The sequence below is a fragment of the Enterobacter sp. E12 genome (genome assembly GCF_014596715.2).
Lineage (GTDB): Bacteria > Pseudomonadota > Gammaproteobacteria > Enterobacterales > Enterobacteriaceae > Enterobacter > Enterobacter bugandensis.
Genome location: NZ_CP115601.1, coordinates 1741993 through 1765982, shown reverse-complemented (window position 1 = coordinate 1765982; position 23990 = coordinate 1741993). Strand labels below are relative to the sequence as shown.

General features: G+C 56.9%; 25 protein-coding genes and 1 riboswitch. Of the genes, 11 read left to right on the top strand and 14 right to left on the bottom strand.

Translation table 11 applies throughout. The features are described from left to right. The first annotated feature begins 20 nt into the window (after nt 1-20). Entirely contained in the window at nt 21-1343 is a 1323-nt protein-coding gene (gene rutG / locus IB212_RS08315) for a pyrimidine utilization transport protein G (RefSeq protein ID WP_041910552.1), read from the top strand. Nucleotides 1344-1452: 109 nt separating this feature from the next. Here the strand turns inward: rutG and IB212_RS08310 are convergent, their stop codons facing one another. Next, on the bottom strand, nt 1453-2373 hold the full coding sequence (locus tag IB212_RS08310) for a DMT family transporter (RefSeq protein WP_041910553.1): 921 nt from the start codon (nt 2371-2373) through the stop codon (nt 1453-1455). A 116-nt stretch (nt 2374-2489) separates the two neighbouring features. Next, complete coding sequence (locus IB212_RS08305) at nt 2490-2660, bottom strand: general stress protein (RefSeq protein ID WP_001273664.1); 171 nt, start codon at nt 2658-2660, stop codon at nt 2490-2492. Nucleotides 2661-3050: 390 nt separating this feature from the next. On the opposite strand from IB212_RS08305, the gene wrbA reads away from it, so the two are divergent. Together wrbA and IB212_RS08295 are read left to right on the top strand one after the other, a co-directional pair. After that, nucleotides 3051-3647, top strand: coding sequence for an NAD(P)H:quinone oxidoreductase (wrbA, locus tag IB212_RS08300; RefSeq protein WP_041910554.1), 597 nt, complete (start codon nt 3051-3053; stop codon nt 3645-3647). An 18-nt stretch (nt 3648-3665) separates the two neighbouring features. Beyond that, complete coding sequence (locus tag IB212_RS08295; protein ID WP_048958427.1) at nt 3666-3893, top strand: YccJ family protein; 228 nt, start codon at nt 3666-3668, stop codon at nt 3891-3893. Nucleotides 3894-3925: 32 nt separating this feature from the next. On the opposite strand, the gene agp is transcribed toward IB212_RS08295, so the two are convergent. Beyond that, nucleotides 3926-5167 carry a bifunctional glucose-1-phosphatase/inositol phosphatase gene (gene agp / locus IB212_RS08290; RefSeq protein WP_047364258.1) on the bottom strand — a complete coding sequence of 414 codons (1242 nt, stop codon included), beginning with the start codon at nt 5165-5167 and terminating at the stop codon, nt 3926-3928. 152 nt (nt 5168-5319) lie between these two features. Between agp and IB212_RS08285 the strand changes: the two genes are divergently transcribed. Beyond that, nucleotides 5320-5763: a helix-turn-helix domain-containing protein gene (locus IB212_RS08285; RefSeq protein WP_028012647.1), complete on the top strand. Its 444-nt coding sequence runs from the start codon at nt 5320-5322 to the stop codon at nt 5761-5763. 125 nt (nt 5764-5888) lie between these two features. Further along, complete coding sequence (locus IB212_RS08280; RefSeq protein WP_028012646.1) at nt 5889-6683, top strand: SDR family oxidoreductase; 795 nt, start codon at nt 5889-5891, stop codon at nt 6681-6683. 1 nt (nt 6684) lies between these two features. On the opposite strand, the gene IB212_RS08275 is transcribed toward IB212_RS08280, so the two are convergent. Beyond that, nucleotides 6685-7044, bottom strand: coding sequence for a helix-turn-helix domain-containing protein (locus IB212_RS08275; protein ID WP_188245802.1), 360 nt, complete (start codon nt 7042-7044; stop codon nt 6685-6687). Nucleotides 7045-7144: 100 nt separating this feature from the next. Here IB212_RS08275 and IB212_RS08270 point away from each other — a divergent pair, with 100 nt between their 5' ends. After that, complete coding sequence (locus tag IB212_RS08270; protein WP_188245801.1) at nt 7145-7894, top strand: SDR family oxidoreductase; 750 nt, start codon at nt 7145-7147, stop codon at nt 7892-7894. 1 nt (nt 7895) lies between these two features. Here the strand turns inward: IB212_RS08270 and IB212_RS08265 are convergent, their stop codons facing one another. From IB212_RS08265 to IB212_RS08240, 6 genes are all read right to left on the bottom strand, one after another. After that, the gene (locus tag IB212_RS08265) at nt 7896-8399 is read right to left on the bottom strand and encodes a DedA family protein (protein WP_188245800.1); all 504 of its coding nucleotides are present in this window, start codon (nt 8397-8399) and stop codon (nt 7896-7898) included. A gap of 72 nt (nt 8400-8471) precedes the next feature. Beyond that, on the bottom strand, nt 8472-9791 hold the full coding sequence (locus IB212_RS08260) for an FAD-binding oxidoreductase (protein ID WP_041910557.1): 1320 nt from the start codon (nt 9789-9791) through the stop codon (nt 8472-8474). A gap of 248 nt (nt 9792-10039) precedes the next feature. After that, nucleotides 10040-10729 carry a GntR family transcriptional regulator gene (locus IB212_RS08255; protein WP_041910558.1) on the bottom strand — a complete coding sequence of 230 codons (690 nt, stop codon included), beginning with the start codon at nt 10727-10729 and terminating at the stop codon, nt 10040-10042. Between the two features lie 83 nt (nt 10730-10812). Next, complete coding sequence (locus IB212_RS08250) at nt 10813-11118, bottom strand: hypothetical protein (RefSeq protein ID WP_071993726.1); 306 nt, start codon at nt 11116-11118, stop codon at nt 10813-10815. Continuing rightward, nucleotides 11096-12595 (bottom strand): aldehyde dehydrogenase, encoded by a 1500-nt coding sequence (locus IB212_RS08245; RefSeq protein ID WP_041910559.1) that lies wholly within the window; start codon nt 12593-12595, stop codon nt 11096-11098. The genes IB212_RS08250 and IB212_RS08245 overlap by 23 nt, the downstream gene beginning before the upstream one ends. Before the next feature lie 9 nt (nt 12596-12604). Beyond that, a complete protein-coding gene (locus IB212_RS08240) occupies nt 12605-13507 on the bottom strand; it encodes a dihydrodipicolinate synthase family protein (RefSeq protein ID WP_041910560.1) in 903 nt (300 codons plus the stop codon). A 383-nt stretch (nt 13508-13890) separates the two neighbouring features. On the opposite strand from IB212_RS08240, the gene yddG reads away from it, so the two are divergent. Continuing rightward, nucleotides 13891-14808: an aromatic amino acid DMT transporter YddG gene (yddG, locus tag IB212_RS08235; protein ID WP_041910561.1), complete on the top strand. Its 918-nt coding sequence runs from the start codon at nt 13891-13893 to the stop codon at nt 14806-14808. Nucleotides 14809-15025: 217 nt separating this feature from the next. After that, the gene (locus IB212_RS08230) at nt 15026-16411 is read left to right on the top strand and encodes an MFS transporter (protein ID WP_041910562.1); all 1386 of its coding nucleotides are present in this window, start codon (nt 15026-15028) and stop codon (nt 16409-16411) included. Between the two features lie 45 nt (nt 16412-16456). Here IB212_RS08230 and IB212_RS08225 read toward each other — a convergent pair whose 3' ends face one another. Both IB212_RS08225 and IB212_RS08220 read right to left on the bottom strand, forming a co-directional pair. After that, nucleotides 16457-17470, bottom strand: coding sequence for a GlxA family transcriptional regulator (locus IB212_RS08225; RefSeq protein WP_041910563.1), 1014 nt, complete (start codon nt 17468-17470; stop codon nt 16457-16459). Next, nucleotides 17461-17934: a MarR family winged helix-turn-helix transcriptional regulator gene (locus tag IB212_RS08220; protein WP_041910564.1), complete on the bottom strand. Its 474-nt coding sequence runs from the start codon at nt 17932-17934 to the stop codon at nt 17461-17463. Before IB212_RS08220 ends, IB212_RS08225 begins: the two co-directional genes overlap by 10 nt. Nucleotides 17935-18064: 130 nt before the next feature. Between IB212_RS08220 and IB212_RS08215 the strand changes: the two genes are divergently transcribed. Both IB212_RS08215 and IB212_RS08210 read left to right on the top strand, forming a co-directional pair. Beyond that, nucleotides 18065-19522, top strand: a complete 1458-nt coding sequence (locus tag IB212_RS08215; protein ID WP_041910565.1) for a UbiD family decarboxylase — start codon at nt 18065-18067, stop codon at nt 19520-19522. Between the two features lie 138 nt (nt 19523-19660). Further along, nucleotides 19661-19830, top strand: a riboswitch (M-box (ykoK) riboswitch). Between the two features lie 60 nt (nt 19831-19890). Then, nucleotides 19891-20892, top strand: coding sequence for a magnesium transporter (locus tag IB212_RS08210; RefSeq protein ID WP_041910566.1), 1002 nt, complete (start codon nt 19891-19893; stop codon nt 20890-20892). 42 nt (nt 20893-20934) lie between these two features. Here IB212_RS08210 and IB212_RS08205 read toward each other — a convergent pair whose 3' ends face one another. Beyond that, nucleotides 20935-22011: a LacI family DNA-binding transcriptional regulator gene (locus IB212_RS08205; RefSeq protein ID WP_041910567.1), complete on the bottom strand. Its 1077-nt coding sequence runs from the start codon at nt 22009-22011 to the stop codon at nt 20935-20937. Nucleotides 22012-22280: 269 nt separating this feature from the next. Here IB212_RS08205 and IB212_RS08200 point away from each other — a divergent pair, with 269 nt between their 5' ends. Further along, complete coding sequence (locus tag IB212_RS08200; protein ID WP_041910568.1) at nt 22281-23546, top strand: maltoporin; 1266 nt, start codon at nt 22281-22283, stop codon at nt 23544-23546. Between the two features lie 104 nt (nt 23547-23650). Here IB212_RS08200 and IB212_RS08195 read toward each other — a convergent pair whose 3' ends face one another. Then, entirely contained in the window at nt 23651-23893 is a 243-nt protein-coding gene (locus IB212_RS08195; RefSeq protein ID WP_072250618.1) for a glucose PTS transporter subunit EIIB, read from the bottom strand. Nucleotides 23894-23990: the final 97 nt, after the last annotated feature.

Here is a 23990-nt window from a genome sequence, read left to right as displayed (position 1 = left end):
GCGCTTTAAGGAGACAGACCATGTTCGGATTTCCCCACTGGCAGTTGAAATCGACCTCCACTGAAGCAGGCGTGGTCGCGCCGGATGAACGCCTCCCGCTCGGGCAAACCATGGTGATGGGCGTCCAGCATGCGGTCGCGATGTTTGGCGCGACGGTATTGATGCCGATGCTGATGGGGCTCGATCCCAACCTGTCTATTCTGATGTCGGGAATCGGCACCCTGCTGTTCTTTTTTGTTACCGGCGGGCGCGTGCCCAGCTACCTGGGCTCCAGCGCCGCCTTTGTCGGCGTGGTGATCGCCACTACCGGTTTTAACGGCCAGGGGATCAACCCCAACCTGAGCGTGGCCCTCGGCGGCATCATCGCCTGCGGGCTGGTCTATACCCTGATTGGTCTCGTTGTGATGAAGATCGGCACGCGCTGGATCGAACGGATGATGCCCCCCGTCGTCACCGGCGCGGTGGTGATGGCGATAGGCCTGAACCTCGCGCCGATTGCGGTGAAAAGCGTCTCAGGCTCGCCGTTTGAAAGCTGGATGGCGGTGATCACGGTGCTATGCATCGGCCTGGTGGCAGTCTTTACGCGCGGGATGATCCAGCGTCTGCTGATCCTGGTCGGGCTGATTGTCGCCTGTCTGATCTACGCCCTGCTGGCGAACGTGTTCGGCATGGGCAAGCCGGTCGATTTTACCCTGCTTCATCAGGCAACCTGGTTCGGTCTGCCGCAGGTGACCTCGCCCACCTTTAACACGCAGGCGATGATGCTTATCGCCCCGGTGGCGGTGATCCTGGTGGCGGAAAACTTAGGGCACCTGAAAGCGGTCGCGGGAATGACCGGGCGCAGCATGGATCCGTACATGGGCCGCGCGTTCGTCGGCGACGGGCTGGCGACCATGCTCTCAGGCTCCGTGGGCGGCAGCGGCGTGACCACCTATGCGGAAAACATCGGCATGATGGCGGTGACCAAGGTCTACTCAACGCTGGTCTTCGTGGCGGCGGCGGTAATGGCGATCCTTCTTGGTTTCTCACCGAAGTTCGGCGCACTGATCCACACCATTCCGTCACCGGTCATCGGCGGCGCGTCGATTGTGGTGTTCGGGCTGATCGCCGTGGCCGGGGCGCGCATTTGGGTGCAGCATCGGGTTGACCTCAGCCAGAACAGCAACCTGATCATGGTGGCCGTCACGCTGGTGCTGGGCGCGGGCGATTTTGCCCTGACGCTGGGCGGGTTTACGATTGGCGGGATTGGTACGGCGACCTTCGGCGCGATCCTGCTTAACGCCCTGCTGAGCCGCCGGAAAGGGGATGTGGCGCAGGGGGAAGCCATCACCCCGTCCACCTGATATGTGTGTCACTTTCTTGCCGGGTGACGCTATGCTTACCCGGCCTACAGTTGGGATGTAGGCCCGCGCAAGCGTAGCGCCGCCGGGCAAAACGGTAGCGTGCGCGTTGTTAGCTATCTGCACCTTGTTCAGCACCTACCCCGGCAATCGCCTTACGTCGTTTTTTTAACTTCAACTCGCTCACCAGCACCCCGGCGACAATAAACGCCGCGCCCACCAGCGCCAGCAGCGGTAAACGCTCGCCGGCCAGTCGTCCGAAAATCCCCGCCCAGACCGGTTCACCGGTGTAGATCACCGTCGCCCGCGTTGGCGATACGCTGCGCTGTGCCCAGTTCATGGTCACCTGGATAATGGCGCTGAAGATGCCAAGCCCCAGCGCGACCACCACCAGCCCCGTGGACATCGGCGGCACGGACTCCCCTGCCGGCACCATCGTCGCAAACGCCACCAGCGACGCCGTCGCGAGCTGCACCACCGTCACGCGCTTGACGTCGACTTTGCCCGCCCACGCGCTGATGAGAATAATTTCCGCCGCGATGGCAATGGCCCCGACGAGGGTAATGATCTCGCCCGGCCCCAGCGCCAGCAGGTTATTTTCCGGCCCGGCTAATAAAATCAGGCCGATAAACGCCAGCACGATGCCAATGCAGGACATCACTCCCGGTAGCCGCCCGAGGCATAACCATTGCAGCAGCGGCACCAGCGGCACGTACATGGCGGTAATAAAAGCGGATTTGCTGCTGGAGATGGTCTGCAATCCCCACGTCTGCAGGCTGTAGCCCATCGCTATCGCAATCCCAATCGCCACGCCGGCCTTGAGTTCCTTCAGCGTCAGACCCCGCAGCGTTTTAAGGGAGATCAGCCCCACGGCTATCGCCGCTGTCGCAAAGCGCAGGCCGACAAAAAAGAACGGATCGCTGAGGGTCACCGCGTACTGGACGGCAAGAAAGGTCCCGCCCCAGAACATGGTGATGAGAATAAGGATGGCTTCCTGCGGTTTTATGGAGAATTTAAAGCGTGAGACGGACATGCGACACCAACAAGTGAGATCAATTCTGTAGTGTGCGTTGCCTTTGGTTACAGTTCAATGTTGCAGACATAAAAAAACCGCCGGGAAACCCGGCGGCAGGGAGTCAACCCGGCGTACTACTTATTGCTGCCGTGGCTATTTTTACCCCCTTTTTTACCAGCCTCTGATGCGCGCTGAGGGTCGTTCTTGAAGTTACCCCCGCTAGACTGGCCACCTTTACGACCTGCTTCTGATGCTCTTTCACGGTCTTCAGCGAAATTACCTGAACCACCACGATGGTTTGCCATCTCTAACCTCCAGAGTGTGAAACATTAGACATCATATTGCATTCAGTAAAAGAGGATTCTTTCACCTCGCGGCTAAAGGACAGGGCCTTTATCTGTGCCGCGTGAAATTAAGCTTAGTGGACTGAGGCTATCCGGCAAGCCACGGGTAATATTCTGCAACATGATATCCGCCTTTCGGGTCAGATAACGCGACGGAAATCTATAAGCCTTTCTTATCATTTTAAAATTCGACGCCCAGAAAGTTGTTTCATTTTGCTACAGCACCTTATAGTAACCATGTTGTTATAAATCAAAGAAATGCCGTTCATTTTTGCAGTCTGGCCATGATGTCATATCTTTAAATGAACGCAGCGATCCGCTGTCAGAAAAACCAACGAGGAGTGATGCAAAATGGCAAAAGTTCTGGTGCTCTATTATTCCATGTATGGACACATTGAAACCATGGCTCACGCGGTAGCAGAAGGTGCAAACAGAGTGGACGGCGTTGAGGTTGTGGTAAAACGCGTACCGGAAACCATGCAGGCGGAAGCGTTCGCCAAAGCCGGGGGAAAAACACAAAATGCCCCGGTCGCGACCCCGCAGGAGCTGGCGGAGTATGATGCCATTATCTTCGGCACCCCGACCCGTTTCGGCAATATGTCAGGCCAGATGCGTACCTTCCTCGATCAAACCGGCGGGCTCTGGGCATCCGGGGCGCTGTACGGCAAACTCGCCAGCGTATTCAGCTCTACCGGTACCGGCGGCGGCCAGGAGCAGACGATTACCTCAACCTGGACTACCCTTGCTCATCATGGGATGGTGATTGTGCCAATTGGCTACGGCGCGCAGGAGCTGTTTGACGTTTCCCAGGTGCGCGGCGGGACGCCGTACGGCGCAACCACCATTGCCGGTGGGGATGGCTCACGTCAGCCAAGCAATGAAGAACTCTCCATCGCCCGCTATCAGGGTGAATACGTCGCGGGTCTCGCTAAAAAACTGAACGGCTAACCCAACAGGAGGAAAAGTATGCCAACACAGGAATCCAAAGCTCACCACGTGGGCGAATGGGCAAGTTTACGCAACACCTCTCCGGAGATTGCCGAAGCCATCTTTGAAGTCGCGAACTACGACGAAAAGCTGGCCGAGCAGATTTGGGAAGAAGGCAATGATGAAGTGCTGATTCGCGCCTTCAAAAAAACGGACAAAGACTCGCTCTTCTGGGGCGAGCAAACCATCGAACGTAAAAACGTCTAAGCGTTTCCCCCCGCCATGCGGGGGGTTCTCTCTTACTTCGCCGCGTTATTCATCACCGCATTGAATTTATCAACCGGACAGAAGCCGTTCGCGTCCACCGGACAGCCCTTCAGCTCCAGCGTCACGCGCTGCGCGGGCGACTGCAATGACAGCACGCTGGCGTTGCGTAGCTGCTCCGCGCTCTGGTAGACATACTCAATTTTCATCAGCTCCTGATTGCTGTTTTTGTCGTGCCAACGCTGGAAGACAATCTTGCCGCCGATCGGGGTCCGTTCCTGCTGGTCATGCAGCTGATACGGCTTGAAATCCAGCGCGGTGAGCAGTGAAGCGATGTTCGAATCGTGCCCTACCAGCAGAGTAATCTTAGGCGCTTTCGCCTGTTCGGTGACCAGCGTTTTATCGATATATTTCACCAGCGGCTTCGCCACGTTTTGCGCCACCTCGGTGGAGGTAAACAGCGAGTCCTGATAGCCGTTCTTCAGCTTCGACAGCACGCGCCACTGCTGGTCGGTCTTGATTTCACCCCAGGCCACCTGGTCGGCCGGGAACCCTTCGTAATACTGCAGCGTGAACGCGTCCACCAGCGAGTTACCCACCTTCAGCGGCCCGGATACGCCAGGCTCTTTTTCATAGTCGGCGCTGAAGGTATCTTTCGCGTCTGCCAGCGAGCAGACTTTTTTCTCTTTGCAGGACGGGGAATCGGCGTAGTTCGTCAACTGCTCCAGCAGCTTATAGCTTTCACCAAGCTGCATTTTCTGCCGCTCGGACTCCATCGCCTTGAGCGCTTTTTCGCGGAACTCCGGCGAGTTGTCGGTAATCACCGGATTGAAGGTCGGGTCCATGGTGCCCATTTTTTCCTGATGATGCACGGGAACATCGCAGCCCGGGAACGCGCCGGTAATGAAGAACTGCGCGGTGGCGACAGTACGCTGCAGGCTGTTGGCGTAAGCATAAACGCTATCCGCTGGCGGACACTCTCCCGTCTTCACCATCCCCTGCTCTGCCAGCCACTCGCGCATGTAATGGCCCATATAGACTTCCAGCACGCCGCCTTTGGTGGTGAGCTGACCGCCCGGCACGTCCCACTCCGGCCACTGCTTCGGCGTGGACTGCTCCAGCACGCTGCCGTTGTTAGCGAGCGGCGCGCGCAGGTTGTGACGGCTCATGATTAACACCTGCTCCAGCTGATAGCCTTTCGGCGTCTCCTGCGCCTGTGCGCCAAAGGTCATTGAAAGGGTACCTGCCACGGCCACTGCGAGTAGTGCTTTTCTCATCCCTCGTTCCTCACGTTTTTTTAATATTCCAGTGAGTGTGACAGATTCGTGACAGTTTTTTCGGGAAGCATTTCTCAAACTGATGATTAACGTGCTTACGGTGGGCGCTAATTAGTTTTATAATAAAACCATACCCCACCGGAGACCTGACCGTGAAACGCACCCGCCTTGAAGAGAGCACCTGCCCCGTCGCTCGTTCGCTGGATATCATTGGCGACTGGTGGTCGCTGCTGATCGTTCGCGACGCGCTGCGCGGAATTAAACGCTTCGGTGAGTTTCAGAAAAGCCTCGGTATCGCAAAAAACATGCTCACCTCGCGGCTGAAGCTGCTGGTCGATGAAGGCATCCTCCGGCTTCAGCCCGCCTCCGACGGCAGCGCCTGGCAGGAATACGTTCTGACCGACAAGGGACGCGCACTCCAGACGGTGCTGGTTGCTCTCTCCCAGTGGGGCAATGAATTTTTGTTCGCGGAAAACGAATGCGGCACCGTTCTCGTCGATAGCGAACAGCGCAAACCCCTGCGTAAACTCGCGCTTATCGCCGACGATGGGCGCGAGCTGACGCCTGAAGAGATCGTGGCTAAACTCCCCTCCTGATCGTTCCCAACGGCAAAAGCACAAAATGCCCTGCAAAATAGTTGCATTATAAAACCAAATAGCAGAGAGTTAATTAAGTTTCATATTGAAACCAAATAACCCACTTTGCTTTGAGGTAACACACAATGACTACGCAAATCACCACCGCCTTAATTACCGGCGCCTCTTCCGGGATCGGGGCCGTCTATGCCGATCGCCTTGCCGCGCGCGGCGCTAACCTGGTCCTGGTCGCCCGCCGCGAGGATCGCCTGAAAACCCTCGCCGCCGACCTGCGCGCGCGCTATGGCGTGGCCGTCGCTATACTGGTGGCCGATCTCAGCGATGAAGCCGGGATCCGCGCCGTGGAAAATGAACTGCGCCACAATACCGCCATCGATACGCTGGTAAACAACGCGGGCACCGCGCAGATGGCCCCGTTCCTCGCGGGCGATGTGGCGCAGCATCAGGCCATCAACACCCTCAACACCACGGCGCTGATGCGTCTGACCTACGCCATCCTGCCCCGCCTGGCGCAGAACAATCGCGGGACGCTGATCAATATCGCCTCGGTGTTATCTCTCCATGTCCGTGCGGGCAGCGCGTTGTACAGCGCCACCAAAGCCTGGGTACTGAGCTTTACCCGCGGACTGCAGGAAGAATTTGCCGATAGCAGCGTGCGCATTCAGGCCGTGCTGCCCGCCGCGACGGCGACGGAGATCTGGAGCCATTCAGGGGTTACGGTGAACGATCTGCCGGAAGGGTCGGTGATGACCACCGATGATATGGTCGATGCTTCACTGGCGGGTCTGGATCAGGGCGAACAGATCACTATTCCGCCGATGCATGACGCCGCCCTGTGGGATCGCTACGAAGCGGCGCGCCTTGAGCTGTTTAACAGCGCGCGCACCGGGGTTCCGGCACCGCGCTACGTGAAACAGTAGCCTAACGCTCAAGCTGGTCGCCGTACTCGCTCATCCAGGCGGCCAGCGGCGAGAGCGCATCCTGGAGGGTTAACCCCAGCTCGTTAATTTGATACTCCACGCGCGGGGGGATTTCCGGGTAGACCGTCCGCGTCACCAGCCCGCGCTGCTCAAACAGGCGGAGCTGCTTCGTCAGCTCTTTCTGCGTGATGGGGGCAGCGGCACGCAGCAGATCGCCAAAGCGTACGGGCGTGTTGAACACAATCAGGCGATAGAGAATGGGGATCGCCCACTTACCGGATATCAGGTTGACAAACTGCGTCATCGGGCAGGTATACGCCTCAGATTTTTTTTCGCAGCACACCTCCAGCATTTCTGCCATAGCACACCTCTTGCCTCGTTAGTATCCATTTGGTACCTGGTTTCCTTTCGATACTAACGTTTCTATAGTGCTTTCTCCAGTGACATTTCAGGAGAAGAACATGGGTCGTTTAACCGATAAATATACGCTGATTACCGGCGGCACCAGCGGTATAGGTCTCGCCACCGCGCAGGCGTTTATCGCCGAAGGGGCGCGCGTCGCCGTGACCGGACGCAACCCGGACACCCTCGCCGAAGCAGAGCGCATTCTGGGCGATAAGGCCTGGGTGATCCCAACCGACGCAGGCGATATCGCGTCGCAAAAAGCGCTGGCGGAAACCCTCGCCGCCCGCTGGCCACGCCTGGACGCGTTGTTTCTCAACGCCGGCGACGTGACGCACGCGCCGCTGGAAGCGTGGCAGGAGGATGCGTGGGACCGCCTGATGGGCATCAACCTGAAGGGACCGTTCTTTTTAATTCAGGCGCTGCTGCCGCTGCTGAATAACCCGTCGTCGGTGATCCTCTGCGGCTCCGTGAGCGCACGCATCGGCCTGCCCACCAGCAGCGTGTATGCCGCGAGCAAGGCCGCCCTCCTGTCGCTGGCGCGTACGCTGTCGGCGGAGCTGCTGCCGCGCGGGATCCGCGTCAACGGGTTGAGCCCCGGTCCGGTGGAAACGCCGGCATTTACGAAGACGGGCTTAAGCGAAGAGACGCTTAACGCGATGATGGCGGAGATCATCAAGCTGGTGCCGCTCGGCAGAATGGGCTCGACGACGGAGCTGGCAAAAGCCGCGCTCTATCTGGCGTCCGACGAGTCGAGCTACACGGTAGGAACGGAGCTACTGGTGGACGGCGGAATGGGGAGTCTGTAACTCAAAAGGCGCTGATGCCGGTGACCGCGCCGACATACAGCGCCGCCCATGCACAGGCGGAAAGCAGGCTGACGGCGTAAACTTTGACGGCGTTCAGCCTGAGCATCCCCGCCGCCAGCGGCACGACATAACGCAACACCGCCAGAAAGCGCGACGTAAACAGTACGATGACACCGTTTTTTTGCAGCTGATGCTGAACCCGTAAAAACGTAGCGGCATGCTTCGCCGTAAAGCGCGCGACAAGCCGGGTGTGCCCCATCAGCTGGCCGATATGGTAGTTCAGCACCGATCCCGCCGTTGCCCCCAGCACCACGGCGAGCCACGCCAGCGCCAAGTGCATGCTCCCCTGGCTGACGCCGATGCCCGCCAGCAGCATCACCGAGGCGGGCGGCAGCACGGAGGAGATCAGCACCGTGGACTTGCTCAGCGCCATTACGAATAACAGCGCGAACAGATGTGCCGGATAAAGCGCAAAATGATTCAGCAGATTATCAAACCACGCCATACCCCACTCCGGAACGTTGTTTCTTCATAAACGCTATTAGAAACGCGGATCCCTAAATGGCGTATCAACCGGTCAGACTTCCAGCCCCGCCCGGTATTGGCCCCATTTCAGCACCGAGTTGACGCCAATAGAGAGGAACGGCTCCGGTGGGGTTTTGTTCGGGCCCGGCGAGGCAGTCAGGAAGTCGATCAGCTCGTTGCGTTCGCCCGCGATCATATCCGCCAGCAGTTTGCCGGTTGCGGTGCCCCGGGTTATCCCCAGCCCGTTACAGCACAGCGCACCGTAGACGTTCGGTGCCAGCTGGCCGAAGAAACCCTCATGGTTCTCAGACAGACAAATCGCCCCGCTCCACGAATATTCGAAATCGACCTTATCGAGCATCGGGAAGCGGCGCTCAAACGACTTACGGTGGTTAGCAATGAAACTTTTAAGATGCTGCTCGCGTGGGCGACCGTCCGGGTGGAAGCTAAAGCTGTTGCGCACCAGAATACGGTTATCTACCGTCCGGCGTACGGTGCTGCCAAACGGATGCGCCGGGATCACCCCCCAGACCGGTTTGCCGCCGAGAAGAGCCTGCTCATCCGCCGTCAGCGGGCGTGTCAGGCTGCCGTACAGGAAGGTCGGCAGCAGACGTCCGCGCAGAAAGCCAAAGTGCGAGGCAAAGGCATTATTCGCCAGAATCAGCTTATCCGCCGTGATGCTGCCTTTGTCATGCACCAGCGTCACCCTGTCGCCGTAGTTAATGGCGGTGATCGGCGTGTATTCATAAAGCGTCACATTCGACGGCAGGCTGTCAGCCAGTCCCTTCACCAGCGCCGACGGCTGAAGAAGGATCGTCCCCGGAATATAGAGCGCCTGTTTGTAGTAGGAGGTGCCGATATGATCGGGCAGATCGTTGCCCGCAATCATCTGCGTTTCACGGCCAATCTTCTCCAGACCGCGGCGGTAGGCTTCGAGGATCGCCACGCCCTGCTCACCTACCGCCGCCTGATATTTACCGGATTCGGACATCTGGCACGCAATGCCGTGCTCCTCCACGATGCCGCGCAGGACGTTCTGTCCCAGGGTGTTCAGCTTGAGGATCAGTCTGGCGGTGGTGACATCGCCAATATAGTCCCTGGCGCCGATGTCGTGCGGCACGTCAATGGCAAAGCCCGCATTGCGTCCGGCCGGGCCGTATCCTACCTCCTGCGCCTCAATCAGTACGATTTCGTCGTCTGGAAAATTGAGTGCCATCTGGCGGGCAGCGGCAAGCCCCGTTAACCCGGCCCCCACAATGGCCCAGCGGGCATGTTTTTGCCCCACGTGGGCAGGACGCGGGGTGCGCGATGGACTGGTGTGATACCACCCTGGCAGGGCGTCATCAGCAGGAAGAGAGGTGATCTTTTGCACGTTGATTACTCCGGTACGCTGTCTTTTTTTCTTTCGCTTACAGGCATCAGTAAGCGCTGCTGACGTCATGGTAGCCAGGCAAACAAAATGAATACGTGATGTATATCTCATGTATACAACAAGTATAAAAATAGTTAATTTAATGTTAATTCAGGCGTAACAATGCCCCCGACGATTCGGCGACAGAGGGGATGGATTCGATGATATTTGCCCGCCAGCACGTCCGGCAGGCGTCGTGTCAGGCAGGTTTATTCCGTAGACTGGACGCGCTCGTCGGCTTTTAGCCCCTGCGGCGCGATAAAGATCTCCATGTTTTCCCGGGATAGCTCCCAGTGTTCGAACACCAGATCCACCACGGTCTGCTCATCCCGTGCTTCCAGCGCGGCGATAAACGCATCGTGGTGATCGGCGGACAGTTGCAAACGCCGCTCCATGTCATCATTTTGCGGGCGGAAAAAGGTGTGGCCGATGCGGCAATGATCTATCAGCAAACGACCGAGGCTCGGTTGCAGATAGGGATTTGCCGCCATCTCACCCATGATCTCGTGAAAGCGATTGTTCTCCAGGGCCAACGCTTCGGCATCATGGCTCTGGACCGCTTTACGAAAGCGTTTCTGCGTCTCCTTCAGCGCCTTTAGCTGCGCGGGCTTGTAATGCTGGACCGCAAGACGTCCAATGGCCGCATAGATCATCGGTGCCACCAGAAAGAAGTTACGCAGCGTGGCATGGCTCATGGGGATCACCCGCACGCCCCGCTTTTCAACAATCTCCAGATACCCTTCCCCGGCCAGACGCTGGAAAACTTCGCGCACCGGCGTGCGTGACAGGCCGTATTGCGCAGTCAGGCTCGCTTCATCCAGCAGCGCGTCCGGGTCCAGTTCCATGGTTAAGATCAGGCGCTTGAGATCCTCATACAGCGCAGCCTTCCCCGTTCTCATTACCGCCTCCTTAAAATCGACCTGTGATGCTGCTTAACCTACAGATAAAGGCGCGCGACGGCAAAAATTATCCATAGCCGCGATCACGTTCTGCGCATCTCGCTGGCCGTCTGGTAGATCAACATCAGAATCGGCTCCGGATCCCGGTCAGGCGGATGGCGCAGGATCTCCCCACGCAGCCAGACAATTTCGCTGCTGGCGCGCTGGCGAAACGAGGCGACCTGCCCGGCATTTTTTAGCCACTTCATAATAAAGGCATTTTTCTGCCGGTTAGAGGCGATGCGTCCCTGCTTCCTCGACAGCCCTACCGCCACCAGAAGACAGAAATAGAAATGAATTCTCTCTTCCAGGCCGTTAAACACGGCTTCAGGCGTGGTCTTCTGCAACATCAATCCAGATGGTCTTCAGTTCGGTGTACTGATCGAGCGCGAACACGGATTTATCACGCCCACCGAAACCGGACTGCTTATATCCCCCAAACGGCGTGGTGGCGTCACCTTCCCCGAAGCAGTTCACGGTCACCGTCCCGGCGCGAACGGCACGCGATACGCGGATGGCGCGATTAAGCGTGCCGGTATAGACCGACGCCGCCAGTCCATACGGGGTGTCGTTCGCCAGCGCGATGGCCTCGTCTTCGGTTTTAAAGGTAGTGACGCACAGCACCGGGCCGAAGATCTCTTCGCGGAACAGCGCGCTTTCCGGCGTGACGCCGTCAATCACCGTCGGCTGGACGTAAGCCCCCAGCTCGGTATGACCGCCATGCAGCACGCGCAGACCTTCCTGACGCGCCGTATCGAGGTAGCTGCTCACCTTGCTGAAATGCTCGGGAGAGACCATCGAACCCAGACGGTTGTTGGGGTCGAGCGGGTTGCCCATTTTCCAGCTACCGATCTGCTTCGCCATCTCTGCCAGCAGCGCCTCTTTCACCTCTTCCTGCACCAGCAGGCGCGAGGTGGCCGAGCAGTTCTCGCCCATGTTCCAGAACGCGCCGTTAAGCACGTGTCCTGCCACCGCAGCAATATCGTCGGCATCGTTAAACACCAGCGCCGGGTTTTTCCCGCCGCACTCCAGTACCACCTTTTTCAGGTTTGACTCTGCGGCATAGTGCAGGAAGCGACGTCCGGTCGCAGTGGAACCGGTAAAGCTCACCATATCGATATCCGGATGCAGGCCTATCGGCTCACCCACTTCTTTCCCGGTGCCGGTAACGATGTTGAGCACCCCTGCCGGTACGCCGGCTTCAAACGCCAGTTCCGCAATACGCAGCGCCGTGAGTGAGGTCTGCTCAGCCGGTTTCACAATAACCGAACAGCCGGCCGCCAGCGCCGGGCCAATTTTCCAGGCCAGCATCAGCAGCGGGAAGTTCCACGGCAGAACGCAGCCCACCACGCCAATCGGCTCCCGAACCACCAGCGCCAGCGCGTTGCCCGCCGGTGCCGTGTGGTCGTAAAGTTTGTCGATGGCTTCCGCATGCCACTTCAGCACATGGATGGTTTCCGGCACGTCTACCGTCAGGCACTCGCTGACCGGCTTGCCGCTGTCGAGGCTTTCCAGCACGGCGAGGGATTCTGTCTCCTGCTCCATCAGCGCCGCCAGTTTGAGCAGGATCGCCTTGCGCTCGCCTGGTGCCCGCTTGCGCCAGCTTCCGGCTTCAAAGGCGGCGCGCGCCGCACTCACCGCCGCGTTAACGTCAGACTCATCGCAGGCAGCAAGCGTTCCGATGGCTTCACCGGTCGCCGGATTGTGCGTCGTCAGGGTTTTACCGGAACGCGCCGGGGCGAAACGGCCATCGATAAACGCCTTGTCCGGAAGCGTAAGTTCATGCGCCAGGCGCGTGACATCGTTGAGTGTCTGAAGCTGTTTCATCCTGCCCCCTTACGCCGCCGTAACCGCTGCCACGTTGCGTTTCACCCCGGTAATCACCGCTTTCAGCTGTGCTTTCTCTTCTTCGTTGAGGCTTTGCAGCGGCGCACGCACCTGACCCGAGGTCAGACCGTTCAGCTCGCAGCCGTAGCGGATAGACTGCACAAACTTTCCGCCGTCGAGGAAGTTCATGAGTGGCATCATCGCCGCCATGATCTTGCGGCCTTTCTCAAAGTCTTTTTCGACCACGCAAGCCTCATACAGCGCAACGTGTTCACGCGGAATGAAGTTAGACCCGGCACATACCCAGCTGCGTGCCCCCCAGGCGAAGAACTCCAGCGCCTGATCGTCCCAGCCGCAGGAGAGTGCGATATTCGGGAATTTGCAGGCCAGCAGGTGCAGGTTATTAAAATCACCGGAGCTTTCTTTAATGGCGACCACGTTGGACGAGCGGCTCACCTCGCGGAAGTAGGTTTCACCCATGGTGATCCCCATTCGGCCCGGGTAGTTGTAGAGCATGATCGGCAGCTGTGCGGCTTTATCCACCGTCAGCGCGTGGTGCGCATTTTCCAGCTCGGTAGGCAGCGCGTACGGCGGCGACGTGACCAGAATGGCGTCAGCCTTTATTTCGCGGGCGTGCTTCGCATAGTCCACGGCATCTTCCGTACGGATAGCGCCGGTACCGACAATCAGCGGCAGTCGGTTGCCTATCACCTGACGCGCATGCCCGGCCAGCGCCTTACGCTCCTCTGCGCTCTGGGCATAGTATTCCCCCGTTGAACCACCAATGATAATGCCGTGCACGCGCCCCTCGATCAGCGACTCCAGCACATCCGCAAACCGCGCAAAATCAATGCTGCCATCGGCGGCATAGGGGGTAATTGCCGGGGTGTAGATACCTTCAAATGTGAACACGATAACCTCCAGGGAAAATCTTTATGGGACTGCATGTGCAACAGCCAAACAGGCTGCGTTTGTTAAAAATTTGCACAGAGGAGCGAAAGAGGTCAATGCGTGAATATTTTTTGTATACATGATAAATACAACATAAATACACACAGATAGTAAATTTCTACCCGTGACAAAAAATTACTCATTAATATTCAATAAATTAAAAACATTATTCAGGCGTAGTAATTTTCTACATGTTTTCAGATAACGATCACATTCTGGAATTATTGCTCCTGGAGACGTATTTACAGCGTCAACACGGCGGCATAGCTTTACAGCAATATTTAACCAGAATTTAACAGCCAGCCGCTTTGGTTGTAATGAGAATGTAAACAGAGGTACAGGGTATGCCCCAGAAGAAAGCGACACTCATCGGACTGATTGCCATCCTGCTGTGGAGCGCCATCGTTGGGTTGATCAAAAGCGTGAGCGAAGGCTTCGGCCCGGTTGGCGGCGCGGCGCTGATCTACACCTGCAGTGCCATTCTTCTGCTGTTCACCGTGGGCTTTCCGAAACTAAGTCGATTTCCCCGCAGCTACCTCATCTTCGGCAGTATTCTGTTTGTCTGCTACGAACTCTGCCTGTCTCTGTCCCTGGGCTTCACCCATTCCGGCCGCCAGGCCATTGAAGTCGGGATGGTGAACTATCTCTGGCCGAGTATGACCATACTACTGTCGGTTATCGTGAACCGACAAAAGACCAGCCCGCTGATTATTCCCGGCATCATTTTAGCCGTCGCCGGAATTTGCCGGGTATTAGGCGGCGATAAGGGGTTCTCTTTCACCGGGATGAGCCATAACGTCATGGAAAATCCTCTCAGTTATGGCCTGGCCTTTAGCGGTGCCATTATTTGGGCAATATATTGTGTGGTCACCAAAATTATCGCTAAAGGCAATAACGGGATCACGTTGTTCTTTATTTTGACCGCGATGACATTATGGGTTAAATACCTTATCTCCCCTCAGCCAGAATTTATTCTTTCCTGGCATGCATGGATAAGTTTATTGCTGGCCGCCATCGCCATGGGCTTTGGTTATGCCGCCTGGAACGTCGGCATTCTGCACGGCAACGTGACGATGCTGGCGGCCGCCTCGTATTTTATCCCTGTTATCTCAGCGGTACTGGCCGCGGTTATGTTGAATTCACACCTGACGATCGCGTTCTGGCAAGGCACTGCCATGGTGAGTCTGGGCTCGCTGATCTGCTGGTGGTCTACTCGCAGCACTGCACCGAAAGCCGTACCTGTTATAAGAGAAAGCAAGTAAGACCCTAATAACAATAAAACATCTTACCCGACCATCCTGCACCAGAGGAGTATTTATAATGAACTGCCAGATTTAACAGAAAAAATATTTATTACGTTCGCTTTAACACTATTACCTGAACTACATTTAAACCGCGATCGACGGATGAGCGGCAATGGCTTCGTGTACCCGTTGCAGGCCGTTAATCCGACGACATCGGGGAAAGACTGGAGTTACCATGTCAAATACCATTTCTGTAGAAGACGTCCCTCTTAACCGCTTCCACCGGTTGCTGACCGTGCGTTCAGGCGGCGGCTCCTTTGTCGATGGCTACGTGCTCAGTATTATCGGCATCGCCATGATGAAAGTCTCCCCCGCCCTCGGCCTGAGCGCATTCTGGGAAGGATTGATTGCCGCCTCGGCGCTGATCGGTATCTTCTTCGGCGGCTTTATCGGCGGTGCGCTAACGGACCGTCTTGGCCGACGCGTTCTCTATTTCGTGGGCCCAACCCTGTTCGTCGTCTGCTCTGTCGCACAATACTGGGTGCAAAGCGGCGAAATGCTGTTTGCGCTGCGCTTTATGAATGGCGTTGCCGTCGGGATTGAATACCCGGTCGCGACCGCTTTCCTGGTGGAGTTTCTGCCGAAGAAAAATCGTGGCCCGTGCCTCGCGACGCTGACCATCCTCTGGTTTGCGGGCGCAGCCGTGGCGTACCTGACCGGCGAAGCCATTCTTAATTTTGGTGGCCCCGACGCCTGGCGCCTGACGCTGGCCAGTACCGCCGTCATTGGCGCTCTGCTGTTCATTGTGCGTCTGGGCACCCCGGAATCGCCGCGCTGGTTAATGAGCAAAGGCCGCCATGTCGAGGCCGAAGCGATTATCCGCCGCGTTTACGGCCCTGAGTTTGGTCTGGATAACTTACCGGTGCAGGCTGAAAGTAAAAACCTCTCGTTTGCCAACCTGCTTCATTCTGGCTACGGCAAGCGCATGGCGTTTGTGACGGTCTTCTGGACCTGCTCGGTGATCCCGGTGTTTGCCGTCTATGCCTTTGCGCCGAAGGTGCTGGACGCGCTACATCTAAGCGGCAACTGGGCCTCTTACGGCTCGGTGGCGATCACCCTGCTGTTCGTGGTCGGCTGCGTTATCGCCACCCGCCTGGTCAATATCCTGGGGCGTCGCAAGCTGCTGCTACACAGCTTCCTGTGGTCCGGGCTGGCGCTGCTGCTGTTAGGTTTTCTGCGTGACGGGCCGTCTGCGGTGATCCTGCTGATGTTTGGCCTGTACGCGCTGTTTATTGGCGGGGCGCAGGTTCTGCAGTTGGTCTACCCGAACGAGATCTTCCCGACGGAAATCCGCGCGGGGGCCGTGGGCGTTGGCACATCGCTGTCGCGTATCGGCGCGGCAGTCGGCACCTGGCTGGTACCGGTGTCGCTGCAGAGCCTCGGCATTGGCCCGACGATGTATATCGCCGCGGCAATCACCTTCTTCGGTCTGGCGGTGTCGTGGTTCCTCGCACCGGAAACGAATGCACGCAGCCTGGAGGATGCCTCCTCGCTTGAGGAAACGCCCTCGCGTGAAAAGTCCCTGATGCAGGCGGTGATGCCGAAGCGTCAAAGCTTGTAAAACCTGTTGCCGGGTGGCGCTGCGCTTGCCCGGCCTACCGATACTCTACTCTTTGACCAACTTTTCCACTTCCCTGCGACGTTTGCGGAAAGAACTCGGCGTTTCACCGTACTGTTTGCGAAACCACGAAATCAGGTGCGACGCGTCCGAAAACCCGGTCGCAGCGGCTATCGCATTAATGCTGTTGCTTGAATCCGCCATCAGCTTACGCGCCTGCTCAAGACGCATGCTGCGCCAGTAAACGGCCGCCGAGTGGCCGGTGCATTTGGTAAAAATCAGGTTTAACTGACGGAAGGTGACGCCGGCAAAATCCGCCACGTCCGCCAGCGGGATCGGCGAATCAAGATGATGCTTCATAAACCCAATCACCTTGCTGACCAGTTCGTTTTCATACACCTCCGGCGCAGTGAGCGAGGCCTTCTGCCTCCCTTTGCTGGCAGGCTGAGGGGTGTCATCCACCAACAGATACTTCAGCACTTTTTGGGAGCGTACCAGACCGCAATGGCGACGGATCAGATCCGCCGCGAGATCAATCGCCGTGCCGCCCGGGCACGAGATAATGCCGCCGTCTTTGATATAGGTTTTGTCGATCACCGGAATCGCTTTCGGAAAGCGCTGCCGGAATTCGTCACGGGTGGTGAAATGGATCGCGCAGTGGCGCCCGTCCAGCAGCCCGGCGTTACCCGCGACAAATGCACCGCTGCACAGCGTGATGATCGGGATATTGCGCGCATGCAGCTCGCGTAGCGCCTGCAGCAGCCACTCTGGCGGATTGCGCGTCTCTTCGAGCAACCCGCCCGCCACCACGAAGTAATCCCACGCCTTGCTGAAATCCAGCTTTGCCGTAGGCGAAACCGGCAGCCCACAGCTGGCCGTGACCGGCTGGTCGTCACAGGTCATCCACTCCCAGCGGCAAAAGATCTGCCGGCTGGAGAAGGATTCATCCGCCGCAAAACGCAACGACTCCACCAGCCCGGCAACCGAGGCCAGGGTGAACTGGCGCATCAGCAAAAAACCGATGGTCAAATCGGGTTTCGGCTCATCGTCGGCTAAGGGCATGACTCTGGCTCCTGCAATCCACCCAGCTTGCTCAGCAGGCGTTTTAGATCGGTTATATCCTGCGCATCCAACCCCGCCGCGATCATCTTTTCGGCGCTTTTCGCCTGCTCAATCATCTGTGTGAGCATCGCTTCGCCGTCTGCGGTCATCGTCACCCGTTTGCGGCGGCGGTTTTTCGGGTCGGTCTCAACATTCAACAAGCCACTTTTGGTCATGCGGTCGATCACATAAGTCCCCGTCGCTTTATCAAATCCGGCGCGGTTGCCCAACGTTTGCTGATCGCAGGTGGTTTCTTCGGCTAATACCACCAGTATGGCGTACTGTACCGCCGAAAGCCCGGTATCCACGCACTGCGTCCAGCACATCGTTGAGTGCTGCCCTGCCCGACGCACCAGATGCATTAACGAACTGTCTCCGTGGGGCCAGAGCGGCGCGGCATGAATGAGATCGAGATTTTCTGACATCAGTTGTGTTGACTCCTGAAAACGAGAAACATATAGTTCGAACTCAAACTGTTTGATAACAAACTATAGCCATAAAAGGACTTTATCGCATTCTACAGGATGTTTCCATGGCAGGCCTGAGGAGTGCCGCATGAAATATTACGATGATTTGAGAAGTTTTATCGATGCGCTGGATGAGATGGGCGACATCATGCATGTGACCCGGGAAGTCGACGGCGATTTTGAACCCAGCGCCATAACCCGCCGCAGCTATGAGCTCCCGTCGCCTGCGCCGCTGTTCCATAAGGTTGCAGGCGTTGCGCCAGGCTTTAGATTGTTTGGCGCGCCAGCCAGCCTCTCCTCACGGGCCGATATGCCTTACGCCCGCGTGGCGATGTCACTGGGACTGGCCCCCGAATCTACCGGGCCTGAGATCATTGAAGCGCTCTCTGCGGCGCGCAGTAAACCCGGTATTCCTCCCGTTCGGGTTAACGCTGCCGATGCCGCCTGCCAGCAGAACATTTTGCGCGGAGATGACGCCAGCCTGGACCGTTTTCCCATCCCGTTTGCTCACGATAAAGACGGTGGGCGCTACGCCAACACCTGGGGCACGCTGATTGTCAAAACGCCCGACGGCAAGTGGGTGAACTGGTCGATTGCCCGCGTCATGAAAGTTGACGGCAAACGAATGGTGGGGCTGATTGTGCCAAGCCAGCACATCGGACAGATCTGGACCGAGTGGGTCAATATCGGTCAGCCCATGCCTTACGCCCTGGTGCAGGGGCCGGCTCCCGCCATCTCCTGCGTCTCCGGCATCCCGATCCCGGCACATGCGGATGAAGCGGATTACATCGGCACGCTCGCAGGCGCGCCGGTACCGGTCGTCAAGGCTGTGAGTATCGACCTTGAAGTGCCCGCAACGGCAGAAATAGTCATCGAGGGGCACGTGTCCATTACCCGCGACTGTCAGGAAGGCCCGTATGGTGAATACGGCGGATATCTGGGCGAGGGCTCTTCGGCCCAGCCCACCTTCCACGTAGAGACCATCACCCATCGCGACGATCCTATCTGGCCAATGTCAATCACCGGACGCCCGACGGACGAGTCCCATACGCTATGGGCGATGGGGCTGGCGGCCGATGCGTTAACGCACCTGCGTGAAGCTAATCTACCGGTTAAAACCGCATGGATCCCGGAGGATTCCACCGTGCATTGGCTGCTGGTTGTCATCCCGCAGAACTGGCGCGAACGAATGCCAGGAGTCACCAGTGAGGCGCTGACTCAGCGCATCGGCGAAGTTCTTTTCAACACCGACTCGATGGTCTTTATTCCAAAAGTGTACGTGGTGGATGACGATTTCGACCCGACCAACCTGCGCGAAGTGGTGTGGGTGCTGTCAACCCGCGTCCACCCGGTTGGCCGCCGGGCTGTGTTTAATGACCAGCGCGTAATCCGTCTGCCGCAGTGCTACGACGAAGAGGAATACGTGGCGGGTAAAGGGCCGAAAGTGGTCTTTGATACCCTGCAAACCAAACGCCATCTGCATGCCTCATTTGACCAGGGATATCCTGAAGAGATTCGCCAGCGCGTGCTGGATAACTGGGAATAAATAATAGACGCCTCTGTGGAGGCGTTATTAAACGGCCCGTCAACGCTGTGGAAATAATTATTCTTCTAAACATTTCATAAACGCTAATTAAATTCCAGAGCAGAGTTTAAAAAGTGGCGTATTATCCCTCACGTTTTACAACGATCTCGTTATGGCGAGGCTCCTGTACAAATACACGTTATCGCTCTGGTGGGTTCGAGAGAACCGGCACAGGGTAAAACAGGCACTGTCGAATCAAGGCTTTGTCAGTATAACTTCCCTCACGGGATACGGTGTACAGTGCTGAACCCAGGACGTGGGGATCTCCTCTTCGACATGCCCTGTCTTGCTCGCCCCTGAGAGATGTTATTATTCAAAGGGAATTCACTATGTCTTACGCTATTCACAACCAAAACCTGGCATTCAATGACAGCGCGATCGCGCAATATATGAATACCGATTTTATTGTCCTCGATATTTCATTATGCGTGGCGCTGGCGCGCGAGCAATTCTTCGAAAAATTGAAAGACGACGATATTCCGTCTCATATTTTTATTGAAGACAATGGCCGCCTGGCGGGCATGATTGCCGTGCGTAAATTGCTGCAGACTCCCGATACGGTACAGCCGGTGAAATCGCTGATGATTTCGCAGTTTTTGCAGGTCAAACCGGAGGATGAACGAGCCGACGTTGCCGGACTGCTGGCGCACGGCGACGCGGATGTGGTGCCCGTAGTTACCCACGGCAAGCTCGTCGGCTGCCTGACCGAGCGCGAAATCGCCCATCTGCTGGAAGATGACGTCACCGAAGATGCTCAGCTTCAGGGGGCGACGCTGCCGCTGGAGAAGCCGTATCTGGAAACCAGCGCTTTCAGCCTTTGGAAAAAACGCTCCGTCTGGCTGCTGCTGCTGTTTGTCGCGGAAGCCTACACCAGCTCGGTGATCCAGCATTTTGAAGAGGCGCTGGAGTCCGCCATCGCACTGGCGTTCTTTATTCCACTACTGATCGGCACAGGCGGCAACAGCGGGACGCAGATCACCTCCACGCTGGTGCGCGCCATGGCGCTGGGGGAAGTGCGTCTGCGCGACGTTGGCCGCGTGCTGCGTAAAGAGATGACCACCTCGCTGATGATTGCCGCCACGCTCGGTATCGCCGGATGTATCCGCGCCTGGATGATGGGGATTGGGCTGGAAATCACGCTTATCGTCAGCCTGACGCTGGTGTGCATTACGCTCTGGAGTGCGATTGTGTCGTCGGTGATCCCGATGGTGCTCAAGCGCTGTGGCATTGACCCGGCGGTCGTCTCCGCGCCGTTTATCGCGACGCTCATCGACGGAACGGGGCTGATTATCTACTTCAAAATCGCCCAGTACACGTTGGGGCTGGAGTGATCATGTGAGCACCTCATTCATTCGAATGAGGTGCTCACTCAGCTAACCATCGCCGAGCTGATGCGCGATCTCGCGTAGCTGCTGGGCCAGCGCCTGCAGGTTTTTCCCCTTCTCCCCTTTTGGCCCGGTGGACTGCCGCACCACCAGACGGGCAGGTAAAATCGAGGACATACGCTGGGCATTATCTTCACCGCTGTCCAGTATGCGGCGTACCGCCTCTTTACCCTGCAGATCTAAATCCAGCGATACCGTCGTCAGCGCCGGGTAGAAGAACGCGCTTTCATAGGTGTCATCGTAGCCAATCACCGACTTTTCGCCTGGAATTGAAATCTGCTGCTGATGGAACGCGCTCAGCACGCCGAGCGCCATCTGGTCGTTAGCCACCAGCACGGCGGTAAATTGCCCCGCTTCACGCAGCATCTGCAAGGCACCGGCGTAACCGCTCTGAGCGTCCCAGTTTCCGCGGATCACCGCCGCAGGCTCCAGGCCGTAACCCTTGAGGGTTTCGAGCCAGCTTTTTAGCCTCAGCTGTGCCGATACGGAGGATGCCGGACCCGCCAGCAGGGCAATATCCCGATGCCCCAGTTCGTAAAGATATTTGACGCTGGCGCGGGTGCCATCCGCCGGGTTAAACGAAACGTTAAACACGGAACTGTACGGGTCTACATCAAGAAACAGGCAGACGATATCGTCGTTGTCGGTGGCGATTTTCTGCGCCGCTTCAGCCTCCAGCGGCACGTTGATGATCACCTTGCTCACCAGCTGGGATTTCAGCTCGTTGATAGAATCCTGAATACTGTGGTTGACGTTCTCATCAATCATGGAGATCAGAACCTGGTAGCCTTCCACATTGGCATAGCGTTTCACCGCCGCCGCAACCTGCGAAGGCGCGTGCAGCGCCAGCGAAATCGTCACCAGCCCAACGGTCTGGCTCTGCTTGCCCACCAGCTGCTGAGCCAGTCGGTTGGGTACATACCGCAATAACTCTATGGATTTCTCCACCTTGCTGCGCGTGGCGTCGGATACATTGGCAGATTTATTCAGTACCCTGGACACGGTCTGATAGGAGACGCCCGCATGGCGTGCCACGTCCTCTAACGTTGCGCTTTTCGACTTCATGGTCCGGTTCCTTATGTTGTTATGCGCTGATTGTAACAGGGGTGCTGAAAAAAAACGCTCACCACCCTCTCGCCGTGGGCATAACGCCATCAATAAGTACGACGCTCACAATGCCATAATTTGTATCCAATCTCATTACTCGTCACAAAATTGTCTATTTTATTTGCAGTTAATCACACATTTAGGATCGCGTAATTGCCAGTTAACGGGTTTAGGCATTTTATGACAGCGGATTTGTGAACGTATTACAAAACAATAAGAGGGTTACAATGAACACGACGATCCGCTCTGTATCTGTTGCGTTGGCTGCCGCACTGGCATCTCCTTCGCTGTTTGCAGCGTCTTCAGTACCGATTGATTTTCATGGATATCTTCGCTCCGGCGTGGGCGTCTCACGGGATGGTGGGATGGAGGAGTGGCAAAAGAACAAAATTGGCCGTCTGGGTAACGAGGCCGACACCTACGGCGAGCTGGAGCTGGGCTCCGAGGTGTACAAAAAGAACGACGTCAGTTTCTATCTCGACAGCATGGTGAGCATGGTCTCAGACGGCTCCAACGACAATGAAACCACCTTAGATGACGATGCCCAGTTCGGCCTGCGCCAGCTTAACCTGCAGATCCAGGGGCTGATCCCCGGGGATCCCAATGCGGTAATTTGGGGCGGTAAGCGCTACTACCAGCGCCATGACCTGCACATCATTGATACCAAATACTGGAATATTTCCGGCTCCGGTGCGGGTATCGAGAACTACACGCTTGGCCCGGGCGCAGTCTCAGTTGCGTGGATCCGCGGCGATGCCAACGACGTGGACTACCGTGTGGATGGCGACAGCGACGTTAACATCAACTACATCGACCTTCGCTATGCGGGCTGGAAGCCGTGGGCGGGCGCGTGGACGGAAGTGGGCATTGATTACGCCATGCCAAACCCGACCAACAAGCAGAAAGAGTACGGCGGGCTGTACGAAGCCGATAACGGTGTGATGGTCACCGGTGAGATCAGCCAGGATATGTTTGGCGGCTATAACAAGCTGGTGCTGCAGTACGCCAATAAAGGTCTGGCCCAGAACATGGTTTCACAGGGTGGGGGCTGGTACGACATGTGGAACTACGTCAACGACGCCACCGGCTACCGCGTGATTAACACCGGCTTAATTCCGATTACCGACAAATTCTCCTTCAACCACGTGTTGACCTGGGGCTCGGCGGACGACACCACGCAGTACACGGACAAATCCCGCCTGGTATCGCTGGTGGGGCGCGCGCAGTATCAGTTCACCGAATACGTGCGTTTGATTGGCGAAGTGGGCGGATTCTACCAGCAAGATACCTACACCGACGGCTCTAAGTACAAGCAGAGCGGCGAGAAGTACACCATCGCGCTGGGGCTGGCAGATGGACCTGATTTTATGTCGCGTCCTGAACTGCGCGTCTTTGCCTCTTACCTGAATGATTCCGAAAAAGGGCAATCCTTCGAAGATGGCACCGCGAATAATACCTGGAACTTTGGGGTACAGGTCGAAGCCTGGTGGTAAGTTTTCATTTTTAAAAAGCGTTAATCATTATTTTATCTCCAGCTATTTGCAGCCTATATCTCTGCTCAGGGATAGCCATTACGTTGGCTATCCCTTTTTTATATTTACTGATTAAAATGTTCGTCTAATAATTTCCGTAATGTATCAGACTGCCTGCCGAATATAGCGTGCACCTGCTGGCCGATAATAATCACCCCCAGCGCCCCCTCATTCTGTAACGCCTGTGAATCGACCTTATTTAAATCTTTTACCGTCACGCGCAGGCGGGTAATACAGGCTTCGACGTGCTCGATATTATCGTCGCCGCCAAATGCCGGAATTAAACGCTGGGTAATTTGACTGTCCATAATACGCCTCTCTGTTATGCAGATAAAAAAATGCCTGCTCGGGGAGCAGGCGTTTTGTGCCTTGTTGCCGGGACGGTGCGGTCTGATGCTCTCACCC